This window comes from Mesorhizobium sp. B2-4-12 (assembly GCF_006441575.1).
GTDB lineage: Bacteria > Pseudomonadota > Alphaproteobacteria > Rhizobiales > Rhizobiaceae > Mesorhizobium.
Window position 1 is genome coordinate 40,558 of sequence record NZ_VFVC01000033.1, and the last position, 26,380, is coordinate 66,937.

At 62.7% G+C, this 26,380-nt stretch carries 29 protein-coding genes, 2 tRNA genes and 1 pseudogene; 15 read left to right on the forward strand and 17 right to left on the reverse strand.

The features are described 5' to 3' along the window. Window positions 1–129: 129 nt before the first annotated feature. The gene (locus FJ934_RS19205) at window positions 130–534 is read left to right on the forward strand and encodes a DoxX family protein (RefSeq protein WP_140611331.1); all 405 of its coding nucleotides are present in this window, start codon (window positions 130–132) and stop codon (window positions 532–534) included. A gap of 7 nt (window positions 535–541) precedes the next feature. Here FJ934_RS19205 and ppx read toward each other — a convergent pair whose 3' ends face one another. Continuing rightward, a complete protein-coding gene (gene ppx / locus FJ934_RS19210; protein WP_140611333.1) occupies window positions 542–2,080 on the reverse strand; it encodes an exopolyphosphatase in 1,539 nt (512 codons plus the stop codon). Then, complete coding sequence (locus FJ934_RS19215; RefSeq protein ID WP_140611335.1) at window positions 2,080–4,281, reverse strand: RNA degradosome polyphosphate kinase; 2,202 nt, start codon at window positions 4,279–4,281, stop codon at window positions 2,080–2,082. Before FJ934_RS19215 ends, ppx begins: the two co-directional genes overlap by 1 nt. A gap of 221 nt (window positions 4,282–4,502) precedes the next feature. Between FJ934_RS19215 and FJ934_RS19220 the strand changes: the two genes are divergently transcribed. The 4 genes from FJ934_RS19220 (at window position 4,503) to FJ934_RS19235 (ending at window position 6,677) form a co-directional block, all read left to right on the forward strand. Beyond that, on the forward strand, window positions 4,503–4,748 hold the full coding sequence (locus FJ934_RS19220) for a zinc-finger domain-containing protein (RefSeq protein WP_140611337.1): 246 nt from the start codon (window positions 4,503–4,505) through the stop codon (window positions 4,746–4,748). Window positions 4,749–4,766: 18 nt separating this feature from the next. Continuing rightward, window positions 4,767–5,987 (forward strand): FAD-dependent monooxygenase, encoded by a 1,221-nt coding sequence (locus tag FJ934_RS19225; protein ID WP_140611339.1) that lies wholly within the window; start codon window positions 4,767–4,769, stop codon window positions 5,985–5,987. 89 nt (window positions 5,988–6,076) lie between these two features. Continuing rightward, entirely contained in the window at window positions 6,077–6,376 is a 300-nt protein-coding gene (locus FJ934_RS19230; RefSeq protein WP_140611341.1) for a BrnT family toxin, read from the forward strand. After that, window positions 6,354–6,677: a BrnA antitoxin family protein gene (locus FJ934_RS19235; RefSeq protein WP_140611343.1), complete on the forward strand. Its 324-nt coding sequence runs from the start codon at window positions 6,354–6,356 to the stop codon at window positions 6,675–6,677. Before FJ934_RS19230 ends, FJ934_RS19235 begins: the two co-directional genes overlap by 23 nt. A gap of 17 nt (window positions 6,678–6,694) precedes the next feature. Here the strand turns inward: FJ934_RS19235 and FJ934_RS19240 are convergent. From FJ934_RS19240 to FJ934_RS19265, 6 genes and pseudogenes are all read right to left on the reverse strand, one after another. Continuing rightward, window positions 6,695–7,359: pseudogene (locus FJ934_RS19240) on the reverse strand (TIGR02117 family protein). Between the two features lie 115 nt (window positions 7,360–7,474). Then, complete coding sequence (locus FJ934_RS19245) at window positions 7,475–8,278, reverse strand: amino acid ABC transporter ATP-binding protein (RefSeq protein WP_140611345.1); 804 nt, start codon at window positions 8,276–8,278, stop codon at window positions 7,475–7,477. 24 nt (window positions 8,279–8,302) lie between these two features. Next, a complete protein-coding gene (locus FJ934_RS19250) occupies window positions 8,303–9,460 on the reverse strand; it encodes an amino acid ABC transporter permease (RefSeq protein ID WP_140611347.1) in 1,158 nt (385 codons plus the stop codon). Between the two features lie 4 nt (window positions 9,461–9,464). Further along, on the reverse strand, window positions 9,465–10,652 hold the full coding sequence (locus tag FJ934_RS19255; RefSeq protein WP_140611349.1) for an amino acid ABC transporter permease: 1,188 nt from the start codon (window positions 10,650–10,652) through the stop codon (window positions 9,465–9,467). A gap of 63 nt (window positions 10,653–10,715) precedes the next feature. Further along, complete coding sequence (locus FJ934_RS19260; protein WP_140611351.1) at window positions 10,716–11,744, reverse strand: amino acid ABC transporter substrate-binding protein; 1,029 nt, start codon at window positions 11,742–11,744, stop codon at window positions 10,716–10,718. 369 nt (window positions 11,745–12,113) lie between these two features. Then, window positions 12,114–12,359 carry a hypothetical protein gene (locus FJ934_RS19265; protein ID WP_140611353.1) on the reverse strand — a complete coding sequence of 82 codons (246 nt, stop codon included), beginning with the start codon at window positions 12,357–12,359 and terminating at the stop codon, window positions 12,114–12,116. Window positions 12,360–12,450: 91 nt separating this feature from the next. Here FJ934_RS19265 and FJ934_RS19270 point away from each other — a divergent pair, with 91 nt between their 5' ends. Next, on the forward strand, window positions 12,451–13,632 hold the full coding sequence (locus FJ934_RS19270) for a cystathionine beta-lyase (RefSeq protein ID WP_140611355.1): 1,182 nt from the start codon (window positions 12,451–12,453) through the stop codon (window positions 13,630–13,632). A 229-nt stretch (window positions 13,633–13,861) separates the two neighbouring features. Further along, window positions 13,862–14,941 (forward strand): HPP family protein, encoded by a 1,080-nt coding sequence (locus tag FJ934_RS19275; RefSeq protein ID WP_140611357.1) that lies wholly within the window; start codon window positions 13,862–13,864, stop codon window positions 14,939–14,941. Between the two features lie 305 nt (window positions 14,942–15,246). On the opposite strand, the gene FJ934_RS19285 is transcribed toward FJ934_RS19275, so the two are convergent. The 6 genes from FJ934_RS19285 to FJ934_RS19310 form a co-directional block, all read right to left on the reverse strand. Beyond that, window positions 15,247–16,473, reverse strand: a complete 1,227-nt coding sequence (locus FJ934_RS19285; protein WP_140611359.1) for an anion transporter — start codon at window positions 16,471–16,473, stop codon at window positions 15,247–15,249. 153 nt (window positions 16,474–16,626) lie between these two features. Then, a complete protein-coding gene (locus FJ934_RS19290) occupies window positions 16,627–17,589 on the reverse strand; it encodes a glycosyltransferase family 4 protein (RefSeq protein ID WP_140611361.1) in 963 nt (320 codons plus the stop codon). 138 nt (window positions 17,590–17,727) lie between these two features. After that, a complete protein-coding gene (locus tag FJ934_RS19295; protein ID WP_246671565.1) occupies window positions 17,728–18,180 on the reverse strand; it encodes a hypothetical protein in 453 nt (150 codons plus the stop codon). Window positions 18,181–18,360: 180 nt separating this feature from the next. Then, window positions 18,361–18,582 carry a hypothetical protein gene (locus tag FJ934_RS19300; RefSeq protein WP_140611363.1) on the reverse strand — a complete coding sequence of 74 codons (222 nt, stop codon included), beginning with the start codon at window positions 18,580–18,582 and terminating at the stop codon, window positions 18,361–18,363. Between the two features lie 279 nt (window positions 18,583–18,861). Further along, a tRNA-Arg gene (locus tag FJ934_RS19305) sits at window positions 18,862–18,938 on the reverse strand. A gap of 54 nt (window positions 18,939–18,992) precedes the next feature. Continuing rightward, entirely contained in the window at window positions 18,993–19,298 is a 306-nt protein-coding gene (locus FJ934_RS19310) for an ETC complex I subunit (protein WP_140611365.1), read from the reverse strand. A gap of 125 nt (window positions 19,299–19,423) precedes the next feature. Here FJ934_RS19310 and FJ934_RS19315 point away from each other — a divergent pair. Next, window positions 19,424–19,500, forward strand: a tRNA-Pro gene (locus FJ934_RS19315). A 199-nt stretch (window positions 19,501–19,699) separates the two neighbouring features. Continuing rightward, window positions 19,700–20,053, forward strand: a complete 354-nt coding sequence (locus FJ934_RS19320) for a cupin domain-containing protein (protein WP_246671566.1) — start codon at window positions 19,700–19,702, stop codon at window positions 20,051–20,053. Window positions 20,054–20,353: 300 nt separating this feature from the next. Here FJ934_RS19320 and hdaA read toward each other — a convergent pair whose 3' ends face one another. The 3 genes from hdaA to FJ934_RS19335 are packed head-to-tail and all read right to left on the reverse strand — an operon-like array spanning window position 20,354 to window position 22,791. Beyond that, window positions 20,354–21,058: a DnaA regulatory inactivator HdaA gene (hdaA, locus tag FJ934_RS19325; RefSeq protein WP_140611391.1), complete on the reverse strand. Its 705-nt coding sequence runs from the start codon at window positions 21,056–21,058 to the stop codon at window positions 20,354–20,356. 1 nt (window position 21,059) lies between these two features. Further along, entirely contained in the window at window positions 21,060–22,262 is a 1,203-nt protein-coding gene (locus FJ934_RS19330; RefSeq protein WP_140611367.1) for an AI-2E family transporter, read from the reverse strand. Continuing rightward, window positions 22,234–22,791 carry a CDP-alcohol phosphatidyltransferase family protein gene (locus FJ934_RS19335; RefSeq protein ID WP_140611369.1) on the reverse strand — a complete coding sequence of 186 codons (558 nt, stop codon included), beginning with the start codon at window positions 22,789–22,791 and terminating at the stop codon, window positions 22,234–22,236. Before FJ934_RS19335 ends, FJ934_RS19330 begins: the two co-directional genes overlap by 29 nt. Window positions 22,792–23,001: 210 nt before the next feature. Here FJ934_RS19335 and purM point away from each other — a divergent pair, with 210 nt between their 5' ends. From purM to FJ934_RS19365, 6 genes are read left to right on the forward strand one after another with little or no spacing between them, the layout of a single operon-like run. Next, window positions 23,002–24,111, forward strand: coding sequence for a phosphoribosylformylglycinamidine cyclo-ligase (gene purM / locus FJ934_RS19340; RefSeq protein WP_140611371.1), 1,110 nt, complete (start codon window positions 23,002–23,004; stop codon window positions 24,109–24,111). Then, window positions 24,108–24,821 carry a phosphoribosylglycinamide formyltransferase gene (gene purN / locus FJ934_RS19345; protein ID WP_140611373.1) on the forward strand — a complete coding sequence of 238 codons (714 nt, stop codon included), beginning with the start codon at window positions 24,108–24,110 and terminating at the stop codon, window positions 24,819–24,821. The genes purM and purN overlap by 4 nt, the downstream gene beginning before the upstream one ends. Before the next feature lie 51 nt (window positions 24,822–24,872). Continuing rightward, window positions 24,873–25,148: a type II toxin-antitoxin system ParD family antitoxin gene (locus FJ934_RS19350; RefSeq protein WP_140611375.1), complete on the forward strand. Its 276-nt coding sequence runs from the start codon at window positions 24,873–24,875 to the stop codon at window positions 25,146–25,148. Between the two features lie 3 nt (window positions 25,149–25,151). Next, a complete protein-coding gene (locus FJ934_RS19355; RefSeq protein ID WP_140611377.1) occupies window positions 25,152–25,445 on the forward strand; it encodes a type II toxin-antitoxin system RelE/ParE family toxin in 294 nt (97 codons plus the stop codon). A 10-nt stretch (window positions 25,446–25,455) separates the two neighbouring features. Next, complete coding sequence (locus tag FJ934_RS19360) at window positions 25,456–25,788, forward strand: hypothetical protein (protein ID WP_140611379.1); 333 nt, start codon at window positions 25,456–25,458, stop codon at window positions 25,786–25,788. Between the two features lie 9 nt (window positions 25,789–25,797). Then, a complete protein-coding gene (locus FJ934_RS19365; protein WP_140611381.1) occupies window positions 25,798–26,307 on the forward strand; it encodes a histidine phosphatase family protein in 510 nt (169 codons plus the stop codon). The last annotated feature ends 73 nt before the right edge of the window (window positions 26,308–26,380 follow it).

Below are 26,380 nucleotides of genomic sequence, written 5' to 3' on the forward strand. Positions count from 1 at the left end.
CGCGGAATTTTCCGCGCCGCTTTTTCGTTGTCCAAACAAGCGCCGCGGTGGTTTCGGCCGCAGTCCCGCAGGCGTAAGGTGGACGGTAGCCGGTGTGGCCCTGACCGGGGCGCCGGCAAGGGAGTAGCCATGAACCGCAATGCATTGCTCCTGGTTTCGCGGCTGCTGTTTGCCGTGCTGTTCGTGCCGTCTGGCTTCCAGGCACTCAGCAGCATCGCCGGCACAATCAATTATTTCGCCGGCCTCGGCCTGCCGCTGCCAACGCTCGCCGCCTGGGGCACGGGCCTGTTCGAGTTGATCGCCGGATTGCTGATCCTCATCGGGTTCCAGACCCGTATCGTGGCACTGCTGCTGGCGGCCTTCTGCGTCGCGGCCGGGTTCATCGGCCATTACGGCCAAGGCGCCGGCGATGCGACGCTCGCCTTCCTGCACCAGCAGATGCTGATGAAGGACATTGCTATTGCGGGCGGTTTCCTGGCGCTGGCCATGGCCGGTGCGGGAGCATGGTCGGCTGACGGACGCGGGTCCGTCTGAGGCCTGCCTACTTCACCGTCATGCTCGGGCCGCCTTCGACCGACAGCACCAGCCGGCGGTTGGTGATCTTGGCCAGTTGCGCCAGGCGCCCGGCCGGCCGCTCGCCGTAGAGATCGGCAAGCGAGGACGGCAATACCAGCGCCAGGGTGCCATTGGCACGGCTTTCCCATTCCAGTCTCGGCATGATGCCAGGCATCGCGGCGGTCAGCAGATAGACGACACGCATCATCGCCGCCAGCACGCGGGCGCGCTCCAACAGGCGCGGTGGCGCTAGTGCCTTGATCTCTGGCGCGATGCCATCATTGAAGATGCCATCATGGCGATAGGCGCTGGCGAGCGCGAGATAGGCGCGGCCAGGATGGTCGACACCGATGAAAGAAGCATGCGCGATGATGTTCAGCGACTGCCTGCCGCGATATTCGGGATGCGCACGCCAGCCGATATCGGCAAGCAGGCAGGCGGCGTGCCGATAGCGCGCCTCGTCCTCCGTTTCGTCGATGCCGAAGGCCTTGAAGGCCTTGCCGGTCCATTCGACGAGATCATGCGCGTGATGGACCGAACGCGAGCGCAGCAGAGCCAGTTCCTCAGCGGCCGAGATGAGCGGATCGGCGTTCTGCTCCTCCTCATCGAGCAGCGAATAGAGAAAGCCCTCGCGCACGCCCTGCGCCGAGACGACGATCTTCGACGGCTGCATCGCCGACATGATCTCCTGCAGCACGACGGCACCGTAGGGCAGCAGCGAGCGGCGGTTCTTGGAGACGCCCTCGATGCCCTTGACTTTCTCGACCTCGCCCTTGGCCACCTGCTTCAGGAAGTTCTGGGCTGCACCGTCGGCCGAAATCTCGTAGTGATGCATGACGCCGAGCGGGTAGTTGGTCATCTCCATGTGCAGGCGGGCGAGGTTTCGCCAGGTGCCGCCGACTGCGTAGAAGGCCCTGCCCTGTCCGCCCTTGAGTAGTTTCGCCCGCGCCAGTTCCTGGCGCGCGATTTTCTGCGCCTGAACGAGCGAATTCTTCGCCATGTCCTGCAGACGCAGGCCGCCGAGCGGCAGCGTTATGCCTTCGCCCATCGCCTCGCCCTTGATGTCGATCAATTCCAGGCTGCCACCGCCCAGATCGCCGGCGATACCGTTGGCGGGGTGAAAGCCGGAGATAACGCCGAGCGCCGAGTAGTAGGCCTCCTGGCGGCCGGAAAGCACCCGGATCTCGGTCTTCAGCACTTCCTCGGCGCGATGGATGAAATCCGGGCCGTTGACCGCCTCGCGGGCGGCGGCGGTCGCCAGCACATACATATGCTCGGCGCCGGCTTGATCGGAGAGCGCCCGAAAACGGCGGAATTCCTCCATCGAGCGCGTCACCGCATCCGGGTCGAGCTTTCCCGTCGATACGATGCCGCGGCCGAGACCCGCCAGCATCTTTTCGTTGAACAGCATGGTCGGCGAACGCGCCAATCCCTCATAGACGACGAGACGGATCGAGTTCGAGCCGATGTCGATGATGGACAGCGGACGGCGGTCCTGCAGCCGGCCCTGGGAAATGGACAACATCAGTTGGACGCTGCGGCGTTCTTCTTGCGGCGCTTGAACTGGGCGATCCGCTGGGGCGCATGCGACTTCAGCGCGTCACCCCGTCCCGACAGGCTCGGATTGGTCATGAAATATTCCTGCGCGTTGAACGGTTCCTCGCCCTCCTCCAGCACGACACGCCGGGAAGTTCCATCAGCCAATACGTCGAAACTTTGCTGATTGTCCATGATGTTGCCCAGCATGATCTGACCCAGAACCTGTTCATGCACAGTTGGATTGGTGATCGGCACCATGGTCTCGACACGGCGGTCGAGATTGCGCGGCATGAGGTCGGCGGAGGAGATGTAGACGATCGCCTCGTCCGCCGGCAGGCCGTGGCCATTGCCGAAGCAGTAGATGCGGCTGTGTTCGAGGAAGCGGCCGACGATCGACTTGACCCTTATGTTCTCCGACAGGCCCGGCACCTGCGGCCTGAGGCAGCATATGCCGCGCACCACGAGGTCGATTTCCACCCCGGCACGGCTGGCATCATAGAGCGCATCGATGATGATCGGGTCGACAAGCGAGTTCATCTTCATCCAGATGCGCGCCGGCCTGCCCTCCAGCGCGTGGGCGACTTCGTCCGATATGTGTTGGAGAATGCGGTTTCTGAGCGTGAACGGCGAGATCGCGATACGCATCTCGGCGGTCGGCTCGGCATAGCCGGTGATGAAGTTGAACAGCTGGGCGACATCGCGCGCGATCGTCGCATCGGTGGTGAAGAAGGACAGGTCGGTGTAGATGCGCGCTGTGACCGGGTGGTAGTTGCCGGTGCCGAGATGCACGTAGTTGCGCAGCTTGCCGTCCTCGCGCCGCACCACCAGGGACATCTTGGCGTGGGTCTTGAGTTCGAGGAAACCGAACACAACCTGCACGCCGGCGCGTTCGAGATCGCGGGCCCAGCGGATGTTGGCTTCCTCGTCGAAACGGGCCTTGAGCTCGACCAGCGCCGTCACCGATTTGCCGGCCTCGGCCGCGTCGACCAGCGCACGCACGATAGGGCTGTCGTTGGAGGTGCGGTAGAGCGTCTGCTTGATCGCCACCACCTCGGGGTCGGCCATCGCCTGGCGCAGAAACTGCACCACCACATCGAAGGATTCGTAGGGGTGGTGGACGACGATGTCCTTCTCGCGGATGGCGGCGAAACAGTCGCCGCCATGCTCGCGGATGCGCTCTGGGAAGCGCGGATTGTAGGGCGTGAACTTCAAATCGTCGCGGGGGACGGAGACGATTTCCGAGATCTGGCTGAGCGCCAGCGGACCGGTGAGCACGCTGATACGGCTCGACGAGACGCCGAGCTCGCCGGCGACGAAATCGCGCAGTTCGGGCGGCATCAGCTTGTCGAACTCGATGCGGATCACCGAACCACGGCGGCGGCGCTTCAGCGCGGTCTCGAACAGGCGCACGAGATCTTCCGATTCTTCCTCCACCTCGATATCGCTGTCGCGGATGATACGGAATGTGCCGGAGCCCTTGACTTCATAGCCCGGGAAAAGCTTGCCGATATAAAGCCCCACCGCTTCCTCCAGCGGGATGAAGCGGACATGGTTCTTGCGATCCGGCAGCCGGATGAAGCGCTTCAGCGCTACCGGCAGGCGCAGCAGCGCACTCATCTCCTCGCCGTTCTTGCGATGGCGAAGCTGCAGCGCCATCGAGAAGCCGAGATTGGGAATGAACGGAAACGGATGCGCGGGGTCGATCGACAGCGGGGTGAGCACCGGAAACACCTGATCCTGGAAGTGTTCTTCCAGCCAGACCTTCTCGTCCTTGGTCAGCGCATCTCGCGTGATGCTCTCGATGCCTTCCTTGTTGAGCAGTATCGTCAGCGCCGAAAGGCTCTTCTGCTGATCTTCCTGCAGCCGCTCGACCTCGCGCAGCAGCTGTTCGAGCTGCTGTTCGGGCGTGCGGCCGTCAGGGCTCTTCAGCACGATGCCCTCGCGGACCTGACCGGCGAGGCCGGCGACGCGCACCATGAAGAACTCGTCGAGGTTGGCGGCCGAGATCGACAGGAAGCGCACGCGTTCGAGGAGCGGGTGGTGCTCGTTCAGCGATTCTTCGAGAACGCGGCGATTGAACTGCAGCCAGGAAAACTCCCGATTGACGAAACGGTCCGGATTGCCGCCCTGCGGGCTCGCCGCCTCGACATTGATGAATTCGCTCTGCACCGGCTTCAGTTCGTTCATGATTCCTGCTCTTCCCAGCCGCTGTCGTCCGAACGCCGCGCCCGCGAGGGTCGTCCGACGAATCGACACATACCCTCCCGTAACCGATTCCGGTTGCGGGGGTCAGGCATGACCGAGCTTAACTTATCCTCTGACAGGCTTTTGCAACAGTTTGATTTCATCGATCTTGCAAAGAGACGGGTTATGATCCAGATGCAATTGCAAGAGATCAGGAGACGACGATGGCAGGCGGTTCCATTCCCCATTTCCAGAACGATGCGGGCTACCCGGCGATCGACATCGGGGTCAAGGAATTCATGTGCACGGGCGCCAACCCGCCTTTCGACCACCCGCATGTGTTTCTCGATATGGGCGACGACAATGAGAAGGTCTGCCCCTATTGCTCGACGCTCTACCGCTATTCGCCAAAGCTGAAGGCGACGGAAACGGTGCCGGCCGGCTGTCTCTACATCGACCGGGCCGCCTGATTTCCAGCGGCTGAAATCATGCCCGATGCACAGCCCCGGCAGATCGTGATCGCCGGAGCTGGCGTCGCCGGGCTGACCGCGGCCCTGGCTTTCGGCGAACGCGGCTACCCCGCACAGCTGTTCGAACAGGCGGAGCGGCTGGACGCGGTGGGCGCCGGCATCCAGCTTTCTCCAAACGCGACACATATCCTACGCCAGCTCGGCGTGCTCGACCGGCTGCTGCCGGCAGCGGTGCGTCCGGAAGCAGTGGTGCTGAAGGACGCCGCGACGTTGCGCGAACTGGCGCGCGTGCCGCTGGGGCAAGCCGCCGAAAAACGTTGGGGGGCGCCTTATCTCGTCGCTCACCGGGCCGATCTGCAGAGCGCACTGACCGAACGCGTCGCCGAAAACCCGAATATTGCGCTCGTCACAGGCGCGCGCTTGAGCGATGTTGTCACAGGTGGCGATGGTGTGACGGCCACAGTCGAGAAGGACGGCAAGACCGTCCAGTCACAGGGCTTCCTTTTGGTCGGGGCCGATGGCGTATGGTCGTCGGTGCGCGCGGTTGTCGATCGGGCCCGGGGAGCGGCATCGCCGAGAAGCCGTTTTTCCGGCGAACTGGCCTGGCGCACCACTGTCGCTGCCGGCAGCGCCGCCGGACAAGCATTTGCCGCGATCGGCGCTACCGACAGCGTCACGACCTTCCTGCATCCGGGATTCCACATGGTCGCCTACCCCGTCAGCAAGGGTGACGCTTTCAACCTTGTCGCCTTCACCAGAGGCGAGCGCATTGCCGAGGGCTGGTCCGGGCATGCCGATCCCGGCATCCTCGCCGGCGCCATGCGCGGCACGGCCGCGGGCCTTGCAAGGCTGGTAGAAATGGCTGGCCCTTGGCTGACTTGGCCGCTCCATACAGTCGAACAGAAGCAGCCCTGGACGACGCCAGCCGGCATCGCTCTGATCGGTGACGCCGCACATGCGATGACCCCGTTCGCTGCACAAGGCGCGGCAATGGCCATCGAAGACGCGGCAACGCTTGCCAGCCTGGTGGCTGACTTCCCTGCCGATCTGCGTCAGAGCCTCACCATCTGGGAAAATCTCCGGCGGCCGCGCATCGTCAAGGTCATCCGGCGCGGTGCGCTTAACCGCCTCGCCTGGCATGCCTCGGGTCCGGTGGCATTCGCCCGCAACCTGGTTCTGGCGAAGCGGCCACCGGAAAAGCTCGTTGCGGATCTGGACTGGCTCTACGGATGGAGGTAGCGGAGGATCATCAGGCGTTAGCCCGCCAGGAAGTCCCATCTGTCTTGACGCAATGGTGAATTGTAGTTACATTTTTGTGGTTACTGCGCATGAACGAATTGCGGTTTGAATGGGATCCAGAAAAGGCAGCATCAAATCTGCGCAAGCATGGCGTGAGTTTCGAGACTGCCGTTCGTGTTTTCTCCGACCCTTTCGCGCTGGCGGTACAGGACAGAGTCGAAAACGGCGAATACCGTTGGCAGACCATCGGTAGGATTGACGGCACGCTCGTATTGCTTATTGCCCATGCCGATCGAGAAGAAGATGGAACCGAGGTTATACGGATCATTTCAGCGCGCAGAGCCACGACGAAAGAAAGAAGATATTATGCGCAAAATCGTTCGATTTGAATTCGACCCGACAAATCCCTCTCCGTTGACAGAAGCACAGAAGGCGGAAATCGCAGCGTTGAAAGCGCGCTCGCAAGATGACGTCGATACGAGCGACACTCCCGAATTGGCCGAAGAATTCTGGCAAAATGCTGCTCGAAATCCGCATTTCAGACCTATAAAGCAGCAACTGACCCTTCGCCTCGATTCCGACCTTGTCGCCTGGTTCAAGAGACGCACCCCCGATGGTCGGGGCTATCAGAGCGCGATCAACAAGGCACTACGCGACTATATGATGAGGCAGGATCGCAAAACGGGCTGACCGCTGCTGTCCAAATTTCAATTGTAAAGCCGCAGCGACAGCCCAAGCGAAGCCGGGAGCGGATTCCACCAGCCAGTGCGAAGCCCGGCCGTGCGCAGTGCCGCCGCCGTCCAGGTGTTGCAGCCGATCAGCGCGTTGAAACGGCCATTCGCCTCGTAGAAGCGGTCGAAGTTGGAGTAGCCCGCATTCTCGATCACGACCGGGCCGTTCTGCCCCTGCTGGAAGCTGGCCGCGATATAATCGAGCAACGCCGCGAACCGATCCTCGCCAATGTCGAAGCCAGCGACGTCAGGATGCGGCTCGGCGATCGCGCCGGCGACATCGACATGCATCACAGAGGCATCGAGCGTCATCGCCTTGACCACTGGCACCGCCTTTAGTTGCGACCATGTTGGCGTTTCAAGATAGAAGGCGCGACCACCCCAGCCGAAGATGATGTAGCGCACCTCGGGTGCGTCGGCCGGAAGGCCGGCCTCGGTCAGGAAATGAAAACGCCTGCGAACCGCGTCGTCCACGGGATGGCGATGTCGGTGTGGATCGGGTTCTTCAGCACCAATATGCGCCGCGTGCTCTCGCCAGCGGCGGCCGCCGGCCAGAGCGGGCGTGGCACCAGCGTGCCGAGGACGGCGGCAAGCATGAACATGGCTGCCAACATGGCCAGGAAACGCAGGGGCTTTTTCATCGGTGTCCGGTTTGGGGGCTCCCTCTCCTCGACGGCAGCGACCATGGCCGATCGCCATATGCAAAAAGCCCGGCCGTGGTGCCGCCGGGCTTGTTTTGAACCGGTGCCGGAGCGCTCAGTGCAAGATCTGCGACAGGAACAGTTTCGTACGCTCGTGGCGCGGATGATCGAAGAATTCGGCCGGTGTGTTCTGCTCGACGATCTGGCCCTGATCCATGAAGATCACCCGGTTGGCGACCTTGCGGGCAAAGCCCATTTCGTGCGTGACGCACAGCATGGTCATGCCTTCCTCGGCAAGGCCGACCATGGTCTCCAGCACTTCCTTGATCATTTCCGGGTCGAGCGCCGAGGTCGGCTCGTCGAACAGCATGATGCGCGGGTTCATGCACAGCGAACGGGCGATCGCCACGCGCTGCTGCTGGCCGCCGGAGAGCTGGCCCGGATACTTGTTGGCCTGCTCCGGAATCTTGACGCGCTTGAGGAAATGCATGGCGATTTCCTCGGCCTGCTTCTTCGGCGTCTTGCGCACCCAAATCGGCGCCAACGTGCAGTTCTCCAGGATGGTCAGGTGCGGGAACAGATTGAAGTGCTGGAACACCATGCCGACCTCGCGGCGCACTTCGTCGATCTTCTTCAGATCATTGGTCAGTTCCTTGCCGTCGACGATGATCTTGCCCTTCTGGTGCTCTTCCAGGCGGTTGATGCAGCGGATCATCGTCGACTTGCCGGAGCCGGACGGGCCGCAGATGACGATGCGCTCGCCGCGCATAACCTTGAGGTTGATGTCCTTCAGCACATGAAACTCGCCGTACCATTTGTGCATGGCGATGATGTCGATGGCGACATCGGTGGTCGAGATGTGCATCTTGGCGGCATTGACCTTGAGCTCTTCCGCGCTGACGGCGTTTTCGGTGGCCATGACAGGATCCCCTTATTCTTTTGTTTAGCGTCTGTAGCCGGTGTCGAGTCGGCGTTCGGTGTACATCGAATAGCGCGACATGCCGAAGCAGAACAGCCAGAACACGAAGGCGGCGAAGACCAGACCGGATTTCGCGGTCTGTGGCGTCGCCCAATTGGCGTCCGAGAAATTCTGTTTGACGACGCCGAGCAGGTCGAACATCGAGATGATGAGAACCAGACTGGTGTCCTTGAACATGCCGATGAAGGTGTTGACGATGCCGGGGATGACCAGCTTCAGCGCCTGCGGCAGCACGATCAGCCCCATCTTCTGCCAGTAGCCGAGGCCAAGCGAATCGGCGCCTTCATACTGGCCCTTCGGGATCGCCTGCAGGCCGCCGCGCACGACTTCGGCCATATAGGCCGCCGCAAACAGCGACACGCCGATCAATGCCCTGAGAAACTTGTCGAAGGTGACCCCAGCCGGCAGGAACAGCGGCAGCATGACGCTGACGAAGAACAGAACGGTGATCAGCGGGATGCCGCGCACCGTCTCGATGAAGACCACACAAAGCGTCTTGACGATCGGCATCTTCGAACGCCGGCCGAGCGCCAGCACAGTGCCCAGCGGTAGCGACACGGCAATGCCGACGAAGGACAGGCTGAGCGTTACCAGCAGGCCGCCCCACCGCGAGGTCTCGACATGCGGCAGGCCGAACATGCCGCCGATCAGCAGAACGAACGAAACGATCGGCAACACCAGGAAGAGCAGGATCGCGTTCAGTCCCTTGCGCGGCACGCGCGGGATCAGCATCGGCACCAGCAGCGCCACGAACAGGATGGCGACCAGAATCGGGCGCCAGCGCTCCTCGATCGGATAGGTGCCGAACATGAACTGGCCGAACTTGGCATTGACGAAGGCCCAGCACGCGCCGCTCCAGCCGTCCGGCTGAATGCCGCCTTGCGCAACGGTGGCGCAGACAGTGCGATTCGGCCCTGTCCACTGGGCATTGATGAACGCCCAGTTGATGATCTGCGGCAGGATCATGACGACCAGCGCGATGCCTATGATGGTCAGGATCGTGTCACCGACCGAACCGACCAGGTTCTTGCGCACCCAGGCCGTTGGGCCGCGCACGCTTGCTGGCGCAGGCTGCGCCAGCACCATCTCGGCACGCACCCAGGACATGTCGTGTTCCTGCATGGCTCTACCTTTCCACCAGCGCCATCTTGGCGTTGACCACGTTCATGACGGCCGAGGTCACAAGGCTGAGTATGAGGTAGGCGACCATCATGATCAGCACGCCTTCGACCGCCTGTCCGGTCTGGTTGAGCACGGTGCCGGCGGTCGCCGTCAGGTCCGGATAGCCGATGGCGATCGCCAGCGACGAGTTCTTGGTCAGGTTGAGATACTGGCTGGTCAGCGGCGGGATCACGATGCGCATGGCCTGCGGCACCACGACGAGCCGCAAAATCGGCCCCGAGCGCAAGCCCAGGGCGCCGGCCGCCTCGGTCTGGCCTTTGCTGACCCCCCTGATGCCGGCGCGCACGATCTCGGCGATGAAGGCTGCCGTGTAGCAGGACAGAGCCAGATAGAGCGACAGGAACTCCGGCTTGACCTGGAAGCCGCCGGTCAGGTTGAAGGTCGACTGTTTCGGCAGATCAAAGGTGAGCGGCATTCCGCTGAGCAGGAAAGCGAGCAGCGGCAGGCCAACGATCAGCGCGAAGGAGGTCCAGAACACCGGGAATTGCTGGCCGGTCGCCATCTGGCGCTGGCGCGCCCTGCGGGCGACGAACCATGCCATGGCAACAGCCACGACGAGCGCCACCAGGATCAGCCAGGAACCCTCGCCCCAGATGGTGCGCGGAAAATAGAAGCCGCGCTGGTTGAGGAAGGAACCAAACGGCAGATGGATACTGTCACGTGGCGCCGGCAGCACGGCAAGCACGCCGGAATACCAGAAGAAGATGACCAGCAGCGGCGGGATGTTGCGAAAGATCTCAACATAGACCGTGCAGATCTTCTGGATCAGCCAGTTCTGCGACAGGCGGCCGATGCCGATGACGAAGCCGATGATGGTGGCGGTGATGATGCCGGCGACGGCGACGATGATCGTGTTGATCAGGCCGACGACGATGGCGCGGCCGTAAGTATCGTCAGACGTGTAGGCGATCGGCGTGTCCGAGATATCGAACCCGGCACGTCCCTTGAGGAAGCCGAAGCCGGAGGCGATGTGCAGGCGCTGCAGATTGTCGATGACGTTCTGCACGATCCACCACACAGAGCCGAACAGAACGATGACGACAAGCGTCTGGAAGAAGAGACTGCGGACTTTCGGATCATTGACGAAGGAAGCCCGGCTGGACTCCTCGCGAAGAACTTCCTGCGATGCCATTCGACCGTCCCCTGGAAAGAGAAACCGGGAGGCAGATGATATGCCTCCCGGATCACATTTCAATCAGCGGATCGGCGGAGCATATTGCAGGCCGCCCTTGGTCCACAGCGCGTTGATGCCGCGAGCGATCTTGAGCGGGCTGCCCGAGCCGACATTGCGATCGAACATTTCGCCGTAATTGCCGACGGCCTTGACGATGTTGACGACCCAGTCATTGGAGACGCCGAGATCGGTGCCGATCTTGGTGTCGGCTTCCTGGCCGAGCACGCGCTTGATCTCGGGGCTTGTCGAGTTCTTCATCTCATCGACATTGGCCTTGGTGATGCCAAGTTCCTCGGCGTCGAGCAGCGCGAAATAGGTCCACTTGACGATATGGTACCACTGGTCGTCGCCCTGGCGCACCGCCGGTCCGAGCGGCTCCTTGGAGATGATCTCGGGCAGCACGACGTGATCGGCTGGCGAGCCGAGAGTGAGGCGGATGCCGTAGAGACCCGACTGGTCGGTGGTGTAGACATCGCAGCGGCCGGCATCGTAGGCGGCATTGACCTCTTCGAGCTTCTCGAAGACGACCGGATTGTACTCCATCTTGTTCGCCTTGAAGTAGTCGGCGAGATTGAGCTCGGTGGTGGTGCCGCTCTGCACGCAGACGGCGGCGCCCGAAAGCTGGAGCGCCGAATTGACGCCCGGCAGTTTCTTGGCGTTGATCATGAAACCCTGGCCGTCATAGTAGGTGGTGCCGACGAAATTCAGGCCAAGTGCTGTGTCGCGGTTGATGGTCCAGGTGGTGTTGCGCGACAGAACGTCGACCTCGCCGGACTGCAGGGCGGTGAAGCGCTCCTTGGCGCTGAGCGGCGTGAACTTGACCTTGGTGCCGTCACCGAAGACAGCGGCTGCAACGGCGCGGCAGAAATCCGCGTCGATGCCTTGCCAGTCACCCTTGTCATCCGGCGCCGAGAAGCCGGCCAAACCTGTCGAGACGCCACACTGGATGAAGCCCTTCGCCTTGACGGTGTCGAGCGTGCTCGCCGAAGCGGCCGACGCCATAATCCCCAGCGTGGCGGCGCCAAGAATGCCGAAAGCAATATGTTTCATGACCCACAGACCCTTTTCTCTGTTTTCAGGCAAACCCTGATCTTTTTTCCCGTGTGAACGCAGTTCCCATCCCGGCCCATTCCCGGAACCCCGCATCGCAACCGACGCGCTGCCTCCCATTCACGGACGGCATCGAAGGCGATAATTCCCGTGAGGTCAAGGGAAATGACCGAATCCGAACGTGTTTGAAAATCGATTGCCCTGTTTGCCTGAATTGCAGACAAACGCACCCGCAATTTGATCAGTGTGCAAATAAAGCCGGCAAAGCGCATTCAACACAATGCGAGGCCGCGGTAACGAAATCCGTCTTGGCAATAGCTTTGGCGCTACTGATCTGGACGCGCTATGAATTGGTCCTTCCGAAGACTGTCACCAGGGCTGCGGCCTTGGAACGCGCGAGACAGGAGCCTCGTTCCGGCCGCCGCCATCAACGCGCCGGAAATGCGCGGGATCAACTGGGCCGTGACTGCCTTTTCCCGGGGAAACGAGGACGGCGATGCCGGCGACCCCCACCATGTTCATGACGCCGACGAGGAACAGCAGGGCGATCAGCACCACGCACCTGGCAGCGAGGTCGGCGCCTGGCCGCGACGCCGATCCCTTGAGAATTGGCACATTCGAAGTCCATTCCTGGCGGGTGCTGGGCTGTTGCACGGCCCATGACGCGGCACTATGGCTAGCGCCCTATCAAACAAGGCGAAGAAGAATGGCGAAAGACGGCAGCGCGCAGGGTTACGGCAAGGTGGGCATCAACACCCGGCTTGCCCATTCGGGCAACAACCCGCATGATTATTTCGGCTTCGTCAATCCGCCGGTTGTGCATGCCTCCACCGTGCTGTTCCGCAATGCCGAAGCAATGGTGGGACGCAGCCAGAAATACACTTACGGTACGCGCGGCACGCCGACGACGGATGCCCTTGCCCACGCCATCGACGCGCTGGAGGGATCCGCCGGCACCATCGTGGTGCCGTCTGGCCTGGCAGCGGTGACCGTTCCGCTGCTTGCCTTCCTATCGGCCGGCGATCATCTCCTGATCGTCGATTCCGTCTACCATCCGACCCGCAATTTCGCCGACACGATGCTGAAGCGGCTCGGCGTCGAGGTGGAGTATTATGATCCCCGCATCGGCGCTGGCATTGCCGCCTTGATCAAGCCCAACACCAGGGTCGTGTTCACGGAATCGCCGGCTTCCAACACCTTCGAGGTGCAGGATATCCCGGCGATCGCCAAGGCGGCGCGTGCGGCCGGCGCCATCGTGATGATGGACAATACCTGGGCGACGCCGCTCTATTTCCGGCCGCTCGACCATGGCGTCGACATCTCCATCCATGCGGCAACCAAATATCCGGCCGGCCATTCCGACGTGCTGCTTGGCACGGTCTCGGCCAATGAGAGCTGCTGGGAGCAACTTTATGAGAGCTTTTGCACGCTTGGTTGCTGCGCGGGCCCCGACGATGTCTACCAGGTGCTGCGCGGCCTGCGGACCATGGGCGTGCGCCTGGAGCATCACCAGCGCAGCGCATTCGCCATCGCGTCGTGGCTCGAAGGCGAGAAGGGCGTGGCGCGCGTGCTTCACCCCGCCCTTCCCAGCCACCCGGACCACGGCCTATGGAAGCGCGACTTCACCGGTTCGAGCGGCATCTTTTCGATCGTGCTTGCCGGAGGCGGCCAGAGACAGCAGCACGCCTTCCTCGACGCGCTGCGGATATTTGGGCTCGGCTATTCCTGGGGTGGGTATGAGAGCCTTGCGGTGCCGGTCTGGCTCAGCGACCGCGTTGTTGCAACGGCCCCTTATGAAGGTCCGTTGATCCGCCTGCAGATCGGCCTTGAGGATGTCGACGACCTGAAAACCGACATCATGCGCGGCCTGGCCGCAGCCGCTGCCTGACCGTCGCATACGAGGCCGACTGCCGGACGGAACGGCAAGAACGACCGCAACGTCTTGACGCTGATGACAAAGCGCGAGCCGCTCGCAGCAGTCCGGCGACGCGCGGCGCGCAATATTATTCTCCCGGGTCGCGACTTTCCGGATTTGTTTGACTTTCAAATCCGCGGGTTCGGCTGCATTGCGTGGCGCACCGGAATCCGCGCTCAACCCACTCGTCACAAGCTTGCCCATGGCCTTTCGTCTTTTTGTCCCCATCCTCGCCGGCGCGACGCTGCGTGAACGCATCCTGGCGTGTATCGGCGCCACGCTCGGCATCGCGCTGACCGGCGTGATCAGCGGGCTGGCCATGGGCGGCGGCCCGCACGTAGCCCTGCTGGTGGCGCCGATGGGCGCATCCGCCGTGCTTCTCTTCGCCGTACCGGCGAGCCCGCTGGCGCAGCCCTGGTCGATCATCGGCGGCAATTCGATATCGGCGCTGGTGGGGGTTACCGTGGCGCATTTCGTCCATGATCCGGTCATTGCGTCGGGCCTGGCTGTAGCGCTCGCCATCGCGGCGATGTCGTTCACACGCTGCCTGCATCCGCCAGGCGGCGCGGCGGCGCTGACGGGGGTGCTCGGTGGGCCGGCCGTCATCAGCGCGGGCTTCCTGTTTCCGTTCGTGCCGGTGGCCTTGAATTCGACCATTCTGGTCACGCTCGGCTTCCTCTTCCACAAACTCGCGCGGCGCAACTATCCGCATGTCGCCGCCCCCGCCGCCAACAGCCACGGCACCGCCGATCCGCCGGCGCAGCAGCGCGTCGGCTTCCGGCCCGAGGATATCGACGCGGCGCTGACCACGCTCGACGAGACGTTCGACATCGACCGCGACGACCTCGAACGGCTGCTGAGACAAGTCGAGTTGCAGGCCATGGTGCGCTCGCACCGGACGCTGCTGTGCAAGGACATTATGTCCCGCGACGTCGTTTCAGTGCCCGAGCAGGCCACGATCGACGAGGCGCGCCAGCAACTGCTCGATCATAATATCCGCACCTTGCCGGTGGTCGACGCCGAAGCAAGGCTGGTTGGCGCCGTCGGCTTGCGCGAACTGACGAAAGCCACCGACACCGTGAAGAGCGTGATGTCGAAAGCCGGCACCGCCGCGCCCGAGGCGCCGGCGATGAGCCTGCTGCCGGTGCTGACCGACGGGCGCAGCCATGCCGTGGTCATCGTCGACGGCGAGCGGCGGATTCTCGGCCTGATCACCCAGACCGACCTTCTGGCGGCGGCCGCGCGCGTGCAAACGGCAGGCAAGGGATTGGCGGCGGCTTGAAATAGCGGTGCCGCCACGGTGGGAGCGGTCGATGTTTTTCCGCTTCCAACTCAAGATGAAAGGCCATGTCGACGTATCGCCCTGACCCGCGGGCCCGCTCGAGGTACAGGGAACCGCACCCGACCTCGTCGCGCCGGGCGGCATGCGTCCACGAGTCATCATGGCTCGGCCCGCGCCGCTCAATCCTGGCGTCGAGTTCTTGGCGCAAATCCTTGCTCCGGTCATGCGGAAAATCGTGCTGCTGATCGACGGTAGCTTTTCGATCATGCTGATCCATCGCTATCGCGGATTCCAGGCAGCCGGGTCTAGAATCCGAACGCCAGCCACACCGTCCCGACGACGAGCGTCACCAGCGTCAGCGGCAGGCCGACCTTGAAGAAAGCGCCGAACGATAGCTGCGTGCCCGCGTTGCGCGCCTGTTCGGCGACGATCAGGTTGGCGACCGAGCCGAGCAACGTGAAATTGCCGGCCAGCGTCGAGCTCATGGCGACGACCAGCCAGGCGCGCTCCGGATTCTCCAGGCCGGGTATGAACGGCCGCAGCGCCAGCACGGCCGGAACATTGCTCATGATGTTGGAGAGCACCGCCGTGAAGCCGGACAGGCGCCAGACGTCGTCCAGGCCGAGATTCCTGGCCGAGGCAATGATGTCGGGCGTCAGCAGCGTCCTTTCGGCGCCCGCCACCACCACGAACAGACCGGCGAACATGAACAACAGCGGGCCATCGATCTCACGGTAGATGCGTTCCGGCTTGATAGCGCGGGTGAGCAGGAGAATGGCGCCGCCGATCAAGGCTGCCTTGGCAACGGGAACGCCGGCGAAGAAGGCAATGGCCAGCCCGATGCAGACAATCACGGCCTTCAGCACTTGCCCGCGATGCATGCGGCCGCGCGAGAGATGCGGCGTCAATTGGGCGGTGCGGGTGAATTCGGCCCGGTAGACGATGCGCACGATGACGATGACCGCGACAAGGCCGAACAAGGCGACCGGCGCCAGCGCCGCCGAAAAGGCTGGATAGGAAATGCCCGACAGCGCCCCGATGACCATATTCTGCGGATTGCCGGTAATGGTGGCGACACTGCCGCAGTTCGACGCCGTGGCGGTGGCGATCAGATAGGGAACCGGGTTGCGGTTGATGACGCGGGTGACGTGGACGACGATCGGCGCCATGACCAGACAGATGGCGTCATTGACCAGGAAGGCCGAGAGCACGCCGGTCAGCAGCGTCACCATCACCAGGAGCATGAAGGGCGCATGCGCATGCTCGATGGCGATGGCGCCAAGGCCGCGGAAGGCGCCCGACACCTTCAGATGCGCCACCACGATCATCATGCCGAGGAGAAGCGTGATGGTGTCGAAATTGATGGCGCGGTAGGCATCCTCCATGCTGACCGTGCCGATGGCGATCATCGCCGCGCCGCCAAGCAGCGCAATGCCTGCCCGGTCAAGGCGCAGGCCAGGTATACGGCCGATGGCGACGCCGGCATAGGTGAGGACCAGGATCAGCAGTGCCGCCGCGCCCATCAGTGTCATCGGTAGAAGCCCTGCTCGATCTGTTTGCGCACCGATGCCGGCCGCCCCGCGATTCGCCTGATAAAAGCCTTAGCGCGATGTGGAGATCGATGCCAAACGAGCTGGGTGGATCGTTGGCCGAGAGTGTCTGGAAGACCAGACCACGTGGCACCGCTAACCGCGATAAAAGTCCAGCCGCTGCCGCAATGCCTGCGGCGAAAACAGCTGCTCGACGGTCTGCCGCGCCTTGCGGCCAACTCTCGCCCGCAGCGCCGGGTCGGTTTTGAGTTCGGCCAGAATCGCTGCCGCCTGTTGCGTCGTTTCGAACAGGTAGCCGTTTTCGCCGTGCCTGATATGGTCGGCGTAGCCGCCATGCGAATGGCAGACCACGGGCAAACCGCAGGCCATCGCCTCGAACACCACGCGGCCGAATGTCTCCACATGCGAACCGGTGCGATAGTAGAACACGTCGAGCGTCGGCAAGAACTGTTCGGCGGCCAGTTGGCCCTGAGGCAGGAGTTCGAGTTGGGGGTGCGGCGCGAGCTTGTCCCTGAGCGGCATCCCGCCCTGAATCCGTACCGCAGCGCCATCGGCCAGCAAGGCCTCGTAGAGCGCCACATCGTCGCCATGATGCTTGTCCGCCGTATCCCGGCTCAGCCGCCCCACGGTAAACGGACCATCCGGCCTTGCCACCCGTGGTGAGAAACGGTCGATATCGATCGGCGACGGATGCACGACGCCTTCGACATGCAGCATGCGCTTTTGAAAATCGGAGATCAGCACCAATTCAGCTTCCGGCCAGCCCAGCAGGCGCGGCATGCGTGTCGTCAGCGCAATGATCTTCGGATGAAAGGTGTTGAAGACATAGATCAGCCGGCGCGGCCGCCGGATCAGGTAGGGCCACAGCTTGTTGCGCCAATGCGCGCCGACGAAAACATAGATGCCGCCGTCAGGCACGTTGCGCGTTGCCGGCGAGATACGGCGAATCGGAAACTGCCGCATCAACTCGTCGGACACGCGCCAGGAGGTTGCCCAAAGACGTACTGCCGAGTCGGCGCTCAACAGCCGATACAGCTCCAGGGTTTCGCGTTCGCTGCCGCCAAACGGGTTTTGAAAGCCGTTGAACAAATGGATCATGATCGCTGTGCTTATCTGGCCTTGCCGGGGCTGTCTCGCCATTCATTCGCCGGCACCGAAAAGGTCCCGGCCGTGCCGTCGGCCGGGACGGTCGAGGAGCTCAAGAAGGCTGGAACGTCCCCGGCGGTGCCCCATACATCACTTACCGGAGGAAGCACACCGACAAGAAAGCGTCAAGGAAGCGGTTCTGTCTGTCCGCCGAAGGCTGTGGTCAATGCACGGTGGCGGGGCCGGGCGGAGGCATCGGCGGGGCTTCCGCCGGATCGAAGCTGACCTGTCCATTCGATTTGGCAGCATAGAGGCGCCGCGGTTCAGAACCGCCGTCAGACTGTCGGCCGCGGCAATGACGCTAGGGTCGCGCTGGGCTATGGCCAGCTGGCGGATCTTCCACATGAGAAAAAACAGAAACGAACCGCCCAGCATCAGAGGAAGCAGCAGGTGGGTCAGTTCCTCGCGCCGAACAGCGTCGGACGATAGACAGGGGAAATTGAACGAATCGACGAAGAACGCCACAGCAATGAAGAATGCCGTGCCGGCGGCCGTGACAGCGATCACCCTGCCCCAGCTGGTCGGCGACAGGTCAAGCTTCATCCTGTTCCACTCCGTTAGCCGTCCCTGCCATGACGTGCCAACGCAAACAGATAAGACTTTCCTTCAATTCGAGATCAGATGACCCGGAGCCGGGCACGCTCGCTAGTGGACGACCGTGCTCCGGCGATGAAAGCAAAGCTCATTCACCGAATTCAAGCGGATGCAGGGAAATCCTGAACGTCAGCGGTTGGGCATCGATTCGCCCGCCTCGACAACGAAAGATGCCGCGATCAGGTCGTCGGCATCCAGTTGTAGGGAGCCGTCGCCTGCCCCCATGATGGCGGCGACCTTGTGAAAGGTCTTCATCTCATAATCGGAAATTTCGGCATCCCGCATTCTGGCCTTCAGTTCGGCGATACGCCGCCCCAAGGCAGGGGACGTTCCAATTTCACGTTTCGACATGGCTTGGCTTCTCCTCCCCCAACCCGCGCTTACTTTGCCTCGCCCATTCGCCAGCCCGCACATTGCCTTTTATGAGGCTCCGCGAATACAAGGCCCCGAACGCGCAGTGCGCGCTAAGGTTCCAGCCTTGGCAGATCACGAAATAATTTCACGGTCGCCGCGCGGACGGGCCTGAAATTCCCGCCCAGCTTCCGTTACACAGCGCCGCAGCCTTGGCAGCAATCGGCGGGAAGATTCGGCGGCTTCGGCAAGATCAAACGGATAACCCTTTGAAATTGTTGGCGATCCCGACAGGATTCGAACCTGTGACCATCGGCTTAGAAGGCCGGTGCTCTATCCAGCTGAGCTACGGGACCGCTGGCCGGCTTGGAGCCGGTGGTGTTCGCTCTGGAGCCCATTTGGGCCAGCGTTCAATGCGTCCAGGGCGTCCTGCGGTCATAGCGGAAATTCTCCGCATAGGAAATCTGGCGACGCTTGGGCTCTTTCGGCTCCTCGACGCGGAAGCCAAGCCCTTCCTTTTCCGCGTAGGCCACCGCCTCTTCCCGCGTGTCGAAGGTGAGCCTGATCTGGCTTTTCATGTCCCCCGACGTGGTATAGCCCATCAGAGGATCGATTTTCTTGCGCATCTCGGGGTCGAATTCCAGCACCCAGTGGCCGGTCTTGGCCTTGCCGGATTGCATCGCGGTTTTGGCTGGGCTGAAAATGCGCGCGGACATGGCCACCTCGTTACTGTGCAAGGCAGCATCGCCGCCCTTTCGCCCGTCATTACTGCGCAATGGGGACCGCGGCAAGGTTTTTGCACTTGCCATGTAGCACCGAAATGAATAGGCAACAGACCGTTCGGAGTGTAGCGCAGGCTGGTAGCGCATCTGGTTTGGGACCAGAGGGTCGGGAGTTCGAATCTCTCCACTCCGACCATCCTTCTCGAAACGCAGTACCGATAGCCTCGGCGTGACCGTCTGGCCACCTTGCGCCGCTTCCGGTCGTGGGCTTGCCGCGACAATTTTCTGGTGCAAGTCTGAAGACGGCAATGGGGGGCTTCGAAATGGCGGCAAACAACAGGCCGGTGATTACCCGGAAGGGCCAAGAGAGCAACAAGACCAGCCAGTCCGGGGGCATGGCGCTGGTGACCGGTGTCGGGCCGCAACACACCTCGGCGACAAGACTGTGGTTCGGCAAGGCAAGCAACGCGCCCGGCTTTCGTTCGCTGCCACACCACCATGGCGAAGCTGAAACCGGCGCATACCTGCTGTCGGGCAATGCCCGTATCTATTTCGGCGAGAACTATCAGGAGTTCGTCGAGTTATCGGCGGGCGATTTCATGTTCGTGCCGCCGTTCCTGCCACATCTCGAGGCCAATATGAGCACGACGGAGGAACTGTGGTGGCTGGCCTGCCGAACCCCCGAGAACATCGTGATCAATTTGCCTGACGTCGATGATGCCCAACTCGCCGGCTACCGCCGCGGTTGAGCACGTTCCGCAGTCTGAGCATCGGCAATCGCCCAATGCATTTGAAAGCGAGCTCGCCAGGCGAGAACCCCAACCGCCTCGTGCCCGGCGAGCCCGCACCTGATTTGGAGCGCAATCAGGACCGGGATCAGCCGGCAAGCTTGCGTTGCAAGATGGATGCCAGTTGCTGTTTCCCGAAATGGGACGGCAGTTGGGGACAACGAACCGCCATTTGCAGGCCGGATGAATATCGAGGCCGGCCTAACTCTTGTTTTGACGCAATTCCGGACAGAACCGTTTCACACCTTTCCTGGAACTGCTCTAGATCTCGAACTCGCCCTGCCCCTCATCCATGGCGCTGACCGTTTCGGCCGCCAACGCTCTGGTGATCGGCATCTTGCGCTCGAGCGCGGTGCGGTCGAGCCGCTCCACCACGCGCATTGCTGTCGCCAGCGAGCGTTCGATGCGCCGCACCAGATACTGCACCACATGCGGTTCGACCTCGACCTGGCGGTCGGCGAACAGCTTGGTGATGACGCCGGCGAGCAGGAGATCATCAGGCTCATGGATCTCGACCGTCGCCGCCGCCTTCAGCCGTGACGCAAGGTCCGGCAGCGAAACACCCCAGGCCAGAGGAAAGCGGCGCGCCGTCAACAACAGCGTCGAGCCGGCGCCACGCACCGCATTGATAAGATGGAACAGGCCTTGTTCGTCAATCGCCCCTGCATCGACATCGTCGATCAGCGCAGGGCGAGCGCCGAGATTGGCGATGCTGTCACCAATGCGCCTGGCATCCACAGCCAGCGCGTTGGCACGCGCACGCCAGATTGAGGCGAGATGCGTCTTGCCGGAACCGGCGGGACCGGCCAGCACCACCACCGGCGACGGCCAGTCCGGCCAACGGTCGACCAGCGCCGCCGCCTGGTGGTTGGTGCCGGAGACAACGAGTTCGTCCCGCGAATAGCCAGTGCCATGGCCGAGATCGAGCGGCAGTTGGCGCGGCGGATCGGTTCGCTGGGCGGTCACTTCAGCCACGCGACTGCGTGCGGTGGCCCCCGCCGCGATCGGCTGGCAGCGGCGGCAAAGGCTGTGTCGAATGGCCCTTGTAGAGCGGCGATTCGAGATAGCGGGCTATGGCAAAGCGCACCAGCACGGCGACGGCGGCGGATGCCGGCACCGCAATCAGCAAGCCGACAAAGCCGAACAGCGCACCGAAGGCAAACAGCGCGAACATCAGCCACACCGGGTGCAGGCCGACACTTTTGCCGACCAGCCTGGGCTGCAGGATGTTGCCTTCGATGAACTGGCCGATGAAGAAGACCACCGCCACCGCGACGATCATGGTCCAATCCGGCCAGAACTGCACGAAAGCGACGCCAACGGCCAGCACCAGTCCGGTTAGAGAGCCGACATAAGGGATGAAAGAGATCAGTCCGGCGAACAAACCGATGAGAATGCCGAAATTCAGGCCGGTCAGCGTCAGGCCGGTGGCATACATGGCGCCCAGGACAAGGCAGAGCGTACCCTGGCCGCGGACGAAGCCGGCGGTCGCGGTGTTGACGTCGCGCGCGATGGCGCGCACGGTCGCGACATTGTCGCGCGGCACCCAGCTGTCGATGACCGCCACCATGCGATCCCAGTCGAGCAGCATGTAGAAGGCGACGACCGGCGTCACCACGAACAGGCTGACCACCGAAACCAGCGCCACGCCGGAACTCCAGATCGAAGTGAAGACCGTGGTGAGCAGGCCGAAGCCCGAGGTCAGCAAGGAGTTCAGCCCGTCGCGCAAGCCATTGGCGTTGACGCCGAATTTCTGTTCCAGCCACTTCGGATCAAAGGATGTGATCAGGCTCTGCAGCCGGGTCAGATACTCCGGCAGCTTGCCGGCGAAATCGGCCATCTGGGTGGCCAGAACCGGAATGAGGATGACGAAAGCCAGCACCAGTACGATGAGGAAGGTGATGAGGATGACCACCGTCGCCATGAAGCGCGACAGGCCGAGCCGCTGCAGCCGGTCGGCGACGGGATCGAGGAAATAGGCGAGCACCATGCCGGCGACGAAAGGCAGCAGGATGGCGCTGAAAACATAGAGGAAAAGCGCCAGGATCGCCGCGCCGGCGAGCCAGAAGAAGATCTGCCGGCGGAACGCGGAAGACGCGGCAAGATCGGCAGCCGCAGCTTCGATCACTGCCGCTTCTTTCTCAGATGTCCGGAGTGGAGCTTTCGCCATAGCCGCTCATATGCCTCAGCCAAGTCACGAGATAGGCCGTGGCCGAAGCCACGGTCAAGACCCCGGACAGCAATATGAGGGCAGGCCGCAGAGGGTCGAGGTGCGTGGCAAAGGCGAGCTCTCCCAGCACAGTCGCCGCCAGCACGATCTGGATGGCGGTATTGGCCTTCGACACCAGAAGCGGCTTCATCTCGACCGGATGGGCCATGACGGTAGACAGCAATACGGCGCAAACGATCAGCGCGTCGCGCGACACCATGGTGATGACAAGCCACAGCGGCAGTTCGCCTGCGAGGCCCATGACGACGAACGCCGACACCAGCAGCAGCTTGTCGGCCATCGGATCGAGATAGGCGCCGAGCCTGGACTGCTGGTTGAAACGGCGGGCGATGAAGCCGTCGACGCCGTCCGAGACGCCGGCGATGACGAACCCGGCAAAGGCCCAGTCCCAGCGCGCCTGCAGCATCGCCAGCACCACCGCGGGCACCAGGACAAGGCGCAGGATGGTGATCATGTTGGGGATGGTCAACGCATTGTCCCGCCGTATTTTTGCCTTGAGATAGATGAGGCAGATGGAGAGCCGAGGCAAGCAAGAAGCAGGTTGGCTAGCCGCAAACGCCGCGTGCGATGCCCCGGCTATCCACGCTTTTGTCGGGCCAAATGGCGCCCGCTTCCGCCCTTATCCTTGCGGACAGAAACCGTTCATGCGAAGAGCCCGCAAACGAGCAGGAAAATTGCGATGAGCAAGCGCGAAACTGGCCAGCAAAAAACGGGCCAGCACAAAACGGGCAAGCGCAGGAACGGGCTCACCTATGCCGAGGCCGGCGTCGACATCGATGCCGGCAATCTGATGGTCGAGAAGATCAAGCCGCTGGTGCGCGCCACGCGCCGGCCGGGCGCGGACGGCGAGATCGGCGGTTTCGGCGGCCTGTTCGACCTCAAGGCTGCAGGTTTCACCGATCCGGTTCTGGTGGCCGCCAATGACGGCGTAGGCACCAAGCTCAAGATCGCCATCGATGCCGGCAAGCACGACACGATCGGCATCGATCTCGTCGCCATGTGCGTCAACGACATCGTCGTGCAGGGCGCGGAGCCGCTGTTCTTCCTCGACTATCTCGCCACCGGCAAGCTCGATCCCGACCAGGGCGCAGCGATCGTCGGCGGCATCGCCCAAGGATGCCGGCAGGCCGGCTGCGCGCTGATCGGCGGCGAAACAGCGGAAATGCCCGGCATGTACCATGGCAAGGATTATGACCTTGCCGGCTTTGCCGTGGGTGCGGCTGAACGCGGCCAGCTTTTGCCCACCGACGACATCGTCGAGGGCGACGTGCTTTTGGGCCTCGCCTCCTCCGGCCTCCACTCCAACGGCTTTTCCCTGGTGCGCCGCATCGTTGCCGCCAGCGGCCTTGCCTGGGGCGATCCGGCGCCGTTCAACGACGAGGCCACACTGGCCGAGGCGCTGCTCGAACCGACGCGTATCTACGTCAAGTCAATCCTGAAGGCGATCCGCAACACGCATGGCATAAAGGCGCTGGCGCACATTACCGGCGGCGGCTTCCCGGAAAACATTCCACGCGTGCTGCCCAAGGATTTCTCGGCCGAGCTCGATCTCGAGGCGATCGACGTGCCTCCGGTCTTCTCCTGGCTGGCCAAGACCGGCGGCGTGGCGCCGGAGGAGATGATGCGTACCTTCAATTGCGGCATCGGCATGATCCTGGCGGTGGCGTCCGGCCAGGCGGCGCAGGTCGCCGCCGTGCTGCAGGAAGCCGGCGAGACGGTGACGCCGATCGGCCGCATCGTGCCGCGCCGCGACGCCGGAGTGATCTATCGGGGCTCGATCGGCCTATGAGCACGCAGAGGAAACGCGCCGTCGTTCTGATATCGGGACGTGGCTCCAACATGACGGCGCTGATCGCGGCGGCGAGCGACCCGGCCTTCCCGGCCGAGATCGTCGGCGTCATTTCCGACAAGGCGGATGCCGCTGGGCTCGCCATCGCCAAGGCCCGCGGCATCGCCACGCAGGCCATTTCCCGTGCCGACCATGGCAGCAAGCAGGCGCATGATGCCGCGATCGACGCGGCACTCAAGGCATTCAATGCCGAGATCGTGGCGCTGGCCGGCTATATGCGTATGCTCACCACCGGCTTTGTCGAGAAATGGCAGGGCCGCATGATCAACATCCACCCCGCCCTGCTGCCCGCGTTCAAGGGCCTCGACACCCATGCAAGGGCGCTCGCAGCCGGCCTTCGCATCCACGGCTGCACCGTCCATTTCGTCACAGCCGAAATGGACGACGGCCCGATCATCGCCCAGGCGGCCGTGCCGGTGATGGTCGGCGACAATGCGGATATGCTGGCCGCCCGGGTGCTGAAGGCCGAGCATAGGCTCTATCCGCTCGCGCTGGGGCTGGTCGCCGAGGGAAAGGCGCGCATGGAGGCGGGCCGCACCGTGCTTGCCCACTTTGCCGACGACGCCGACAACGGCACTTCGGTGGTGATGGCACCCGACCCGTTGCGCGAGGAAGCCGACCTTGAGCATCTGGCACGGATTACGCCCTGACCTTGAGGCTGGTAGCAAATATTGCTACCTTCTGACCAAGGAGACAGTTCGATGACGACAGTCGAAAAAGTGAGCGTGGCGCTTTCCCCGGAACTCCTGGAGATGGTCAAGGACGCCGTCGGCAGCGGACGCTATGGATCGGCAAGTGAAGTGATCCGCGAGGCGCTGCGCGAGTGGCGCTTGCGTCAGCCGCTCCGCGAAGCCGAAGTTGAGCGATTGCGCAAGGCTTGGGCGGAGGGGCTGGAGAGCGGCCCGTTTGCTGATTTCGACATCGAGGACATTAAGCGAAAAGCCCGCAGCCGGCTCATCGACGCTTCCAAGAAATAGACCATGGGAAGCATACAGATCATTCGCAGCCCGGCGGCGGAAAATGATCTTGTCGATATCTGGCTTGCCATCGCCGGGGACAGCCCACGTGCCGCCGACCATTTTTTGGATGCCATCGCCGAGCGCATCCTGCACCTTGCTGACTTTCCCGAATCCGGACTGCGCAGACCCGATATCGCCGCTGACGCCAGAGCGCTGACCATTGGCAACTATCTAATTCTCTATCGCCTGGCCGGAAGATGGATCGAGATCGTGCGCATCGTGCATGGCGCGCGTGATGTGTCGACGCTGTTTTAGGATCGAAGTCTTGGACATCTTCGACAGTTCAATGCGAAGAAAAGGCGACCTCGCCGGTGTCTTCGAGTACGATGAGGCCGATGGACCACAAAACGCTACGGCCTATTTTTATCTGAGCGAAATCGAGGGCCAGGCGGTTGGACCGATCATTGGCGTGATTCACATTCGCTCAGGCGCGTGGGCGATCACCGAGGCAGATGTCGCCGTCAGGTGGGATCGGGACGAGCAACGTGTGGGCCTGTTTGTCTTCGGCGTCCTGACAGCCGCCTTTGATGCTGCCACAGGCGCGAAGTACGGTGGCGGACATGGCAAGGATTTCAATGCCTCGATTCCCTGGTCCTGACAAATGCCGATGAAACAACTTCTCTTGCTTCGCCATGCCAAATCGAGCTGGGACGACCCTGATCTCGATGATTTCGACCGGCCCGTGGCCGATCGCGGGTTGAAGGCCGCCCGATTGATGGGCCGCGAGCTTGCGGCGCGCGACTGGCTGCCGCAATTGGCGCTGGTATCGCCGGCGCTGCGCACCCGCGACACCTGGCGGCTGGTGGCGGCAGAGTTGCCCGTGCACCCGCGGGTGGCGTTCGCCGAAGCGCTCTACGAAGCTTCAGCAGCCGATATTCTGGGCCAGATTCGTCAAGCCGACCCGTCGAGCGGTTGTCTGGTGGTGGTTGGCCACAATCCAGGCCTGGAGAACCTGGCGAAACAGCTTGCCGCGCCAACGTCGGAGATCAAGGCGCGCAAGAGGCTGGAGGAAAAGTTCCCGACAGCGGCGCTTGCGCGCTTCGTCTTCGAGGGCGACTGGTCTGGCCTGTCGTCGGCGCGGTTGACACATTGCCTGCGCCCGAAGGATCTGAGCTAGAGCATAATCTGACCTGACGGAATCGCGAGGGATTCCCATCGGCGAGAATATCTGATTCATCATGTCTGCTGGA

Bases quoted from the DNA above. Each gene is read 5' to 3' on its own strand.
- FJ934_RS19365 (WP_140611381.1), top strand. From the start codon at position 25,798: ATGAAACAACTTCTCTTGCTTCGCCATGCCAAATCGAGCTGGGACGAC.
- FJ934_RS19330 (WP_140611367.1), bottom strand. From the start codon at position 22,262: ATGGCGAAAGCTCCACTCCGGACATCTGAGAAAGAAGCGGCAGTGATC.
- FJ934_RS19270 (WP_140611355.1), top strand. From the start codon at position 12,451: ATGGCGAAAGACGGCAGCGCGCAGGGTTACGGCAAGGTGGGCATCAAC.
- FJ934_RS19205 (WP_140611331.1), top strand. From the start codon at position 130: ATGAACCGCAATGCATTGCTCCTGGTTTCGCGGCTGCTGTTTGCCGTG.
- purM (WP_140611371.1), top strand. From the start codon at position 23,002: ATGAGCAAGCGCGAAACTGGCCAGCAAAAAACGGGCCAGCACAAAACG.
- FJ934_RS19225 (WP_140611339.1), top strand. From the start codon at position 4,767: ATGCCCGATGCACAGCCCCGGCAGATCGTGATCGCCGGAGCTGGCGTC.
- FJ934_RS19235 (WP_140611343.1), top strand. From the start codon at position 6,354: ATGCGCAAAATCGTTCGATTTGAATTCGACCCGACAAATCCCTCTCCG.
- FJ934_RS19290 (WP_140611361.1), bottom strand. From the start codon at position 17,589: ATGATCCATTTGTTCAACGGCTTTCAAAACCCGTTTGGCGGCAGCGAA.
- FJ934_RS19285 (WP_140611359.1), bottom strand. From the start codon at position 16,473: ATGACACTGATGGGCGCGGCGGCACTGCTGATCCTGGTCCTCACCTAT.
- FJ934_RS19230 (WP_140611341.1), top strand. From the start codon at position 6,077: ATGAACGAATTGCGGTTTGAATGGGATCCAGAAAAGGCAGCATCAAAT.
- FJ934_RS19310 (WP_140611365.1), bottom strand. From the start codon at position 19,298: ATGTCCGCGCGCATTTTCAGCCCAGCCAAAACCGCGATGCAATCCGGC.
- ppx (WP_140611333.1), bottom strand. From the start codon at position 2,080: ATGTTGTCCATTTCCCAGGGCCGGCTGCAGGACCGCCGTCCGCTGTCC.
- FJ934_RS19350 (WP_140611375.1), top strand. From the start codon at position 24,873: ATGACGACAGTCGAAAAAGTGAGCGTGGCGCTTTCCCCGGAACTCCTG.
- FJ934_RS19355 (WP_140611377.1), top strand. From the start codon at position 25,152: ATGGGAAGCATACAGATCATTCGCAGCCCGGCGGCGGAAAATGATCTT.
- FJ934_RS19255 (WP_140611349.1), bottom strand. From the start codon at position 10,652: ATGGCATCGCAGGAAGTTCTTCGCGAGGAGTCCAGCCGGGCTTCCTTC.
- FJ934_RS19215 (WP_140611335.1), bottom strand. From the start codon at position 4,281: ATGAACGAACTGAAGCCGGTGCAGAGCGAATTCATCAATGTCGAGGCG.
- FJ934_RS19260 (WP_140611351.1), bottom strand. From the start codon at position 11,744: ATGAAACATATTGCTTTCGGCATTCTTGGCGCCGCCACGCTGGGGATT.
- FJ934_RS19275 (WP_140611357.1), top strand. From the start codon at position 13,862: ATGGCCTTTCGTCTTTTTGTCCCCATCCTCGCCGGCGCGACGCTGCGT.
- FJ934_RS19300 (WP_140611363.1), bottom strand. From the start codon at position 18,582: ATGTCGAAACGTGAAATTGGAACGTCCCCTGCCTTGGGGCGGCGTATC.
- purN (WP_140611373.1), top strand. From the start codon at position 24,108: ATGAGCACGCAGAGGAAACGCGCCGTCGTTCTGATATCGGGACGTGGC.
- FJ934_RS19295 (WP_246671565.1), bottom strand. From the start codon at position 18,180: ATGAAGCTTGACCTGTCGCCGACCAGCTGGGGCAGGGTGATCGCTGTC.
- FJ934_RS19220 (WP_140611337.1), top strand. From the start codon at position 4,503: ATGGCAGGCGGTTCCATTCCCCATTTCCAGAACGATGCGGGCTACCCG.
- FJ934_RS19245 (WP_140611345.1), bottom strand. From the start codon at position 8,278: ATGGCCACCGAAAACGCCGTCAGCGCGGAAGAGCTCAAGGTCAATGCC.
- FJ934_RS19320 (WP_246671566.1), top strand. From the start codon at position 19,700: ATGGCGCTGGTGACCGGTGTCGGGCCGCAACACACCTCGGCGACAAGA.
- FJ934_RS19250 (WP_140611347.1), bottom strand. From the start codon at position 9,460: ATGCAGGAACACGACATGTCCTGGGTGCGTGCCGAGATGGTGCTGGCG.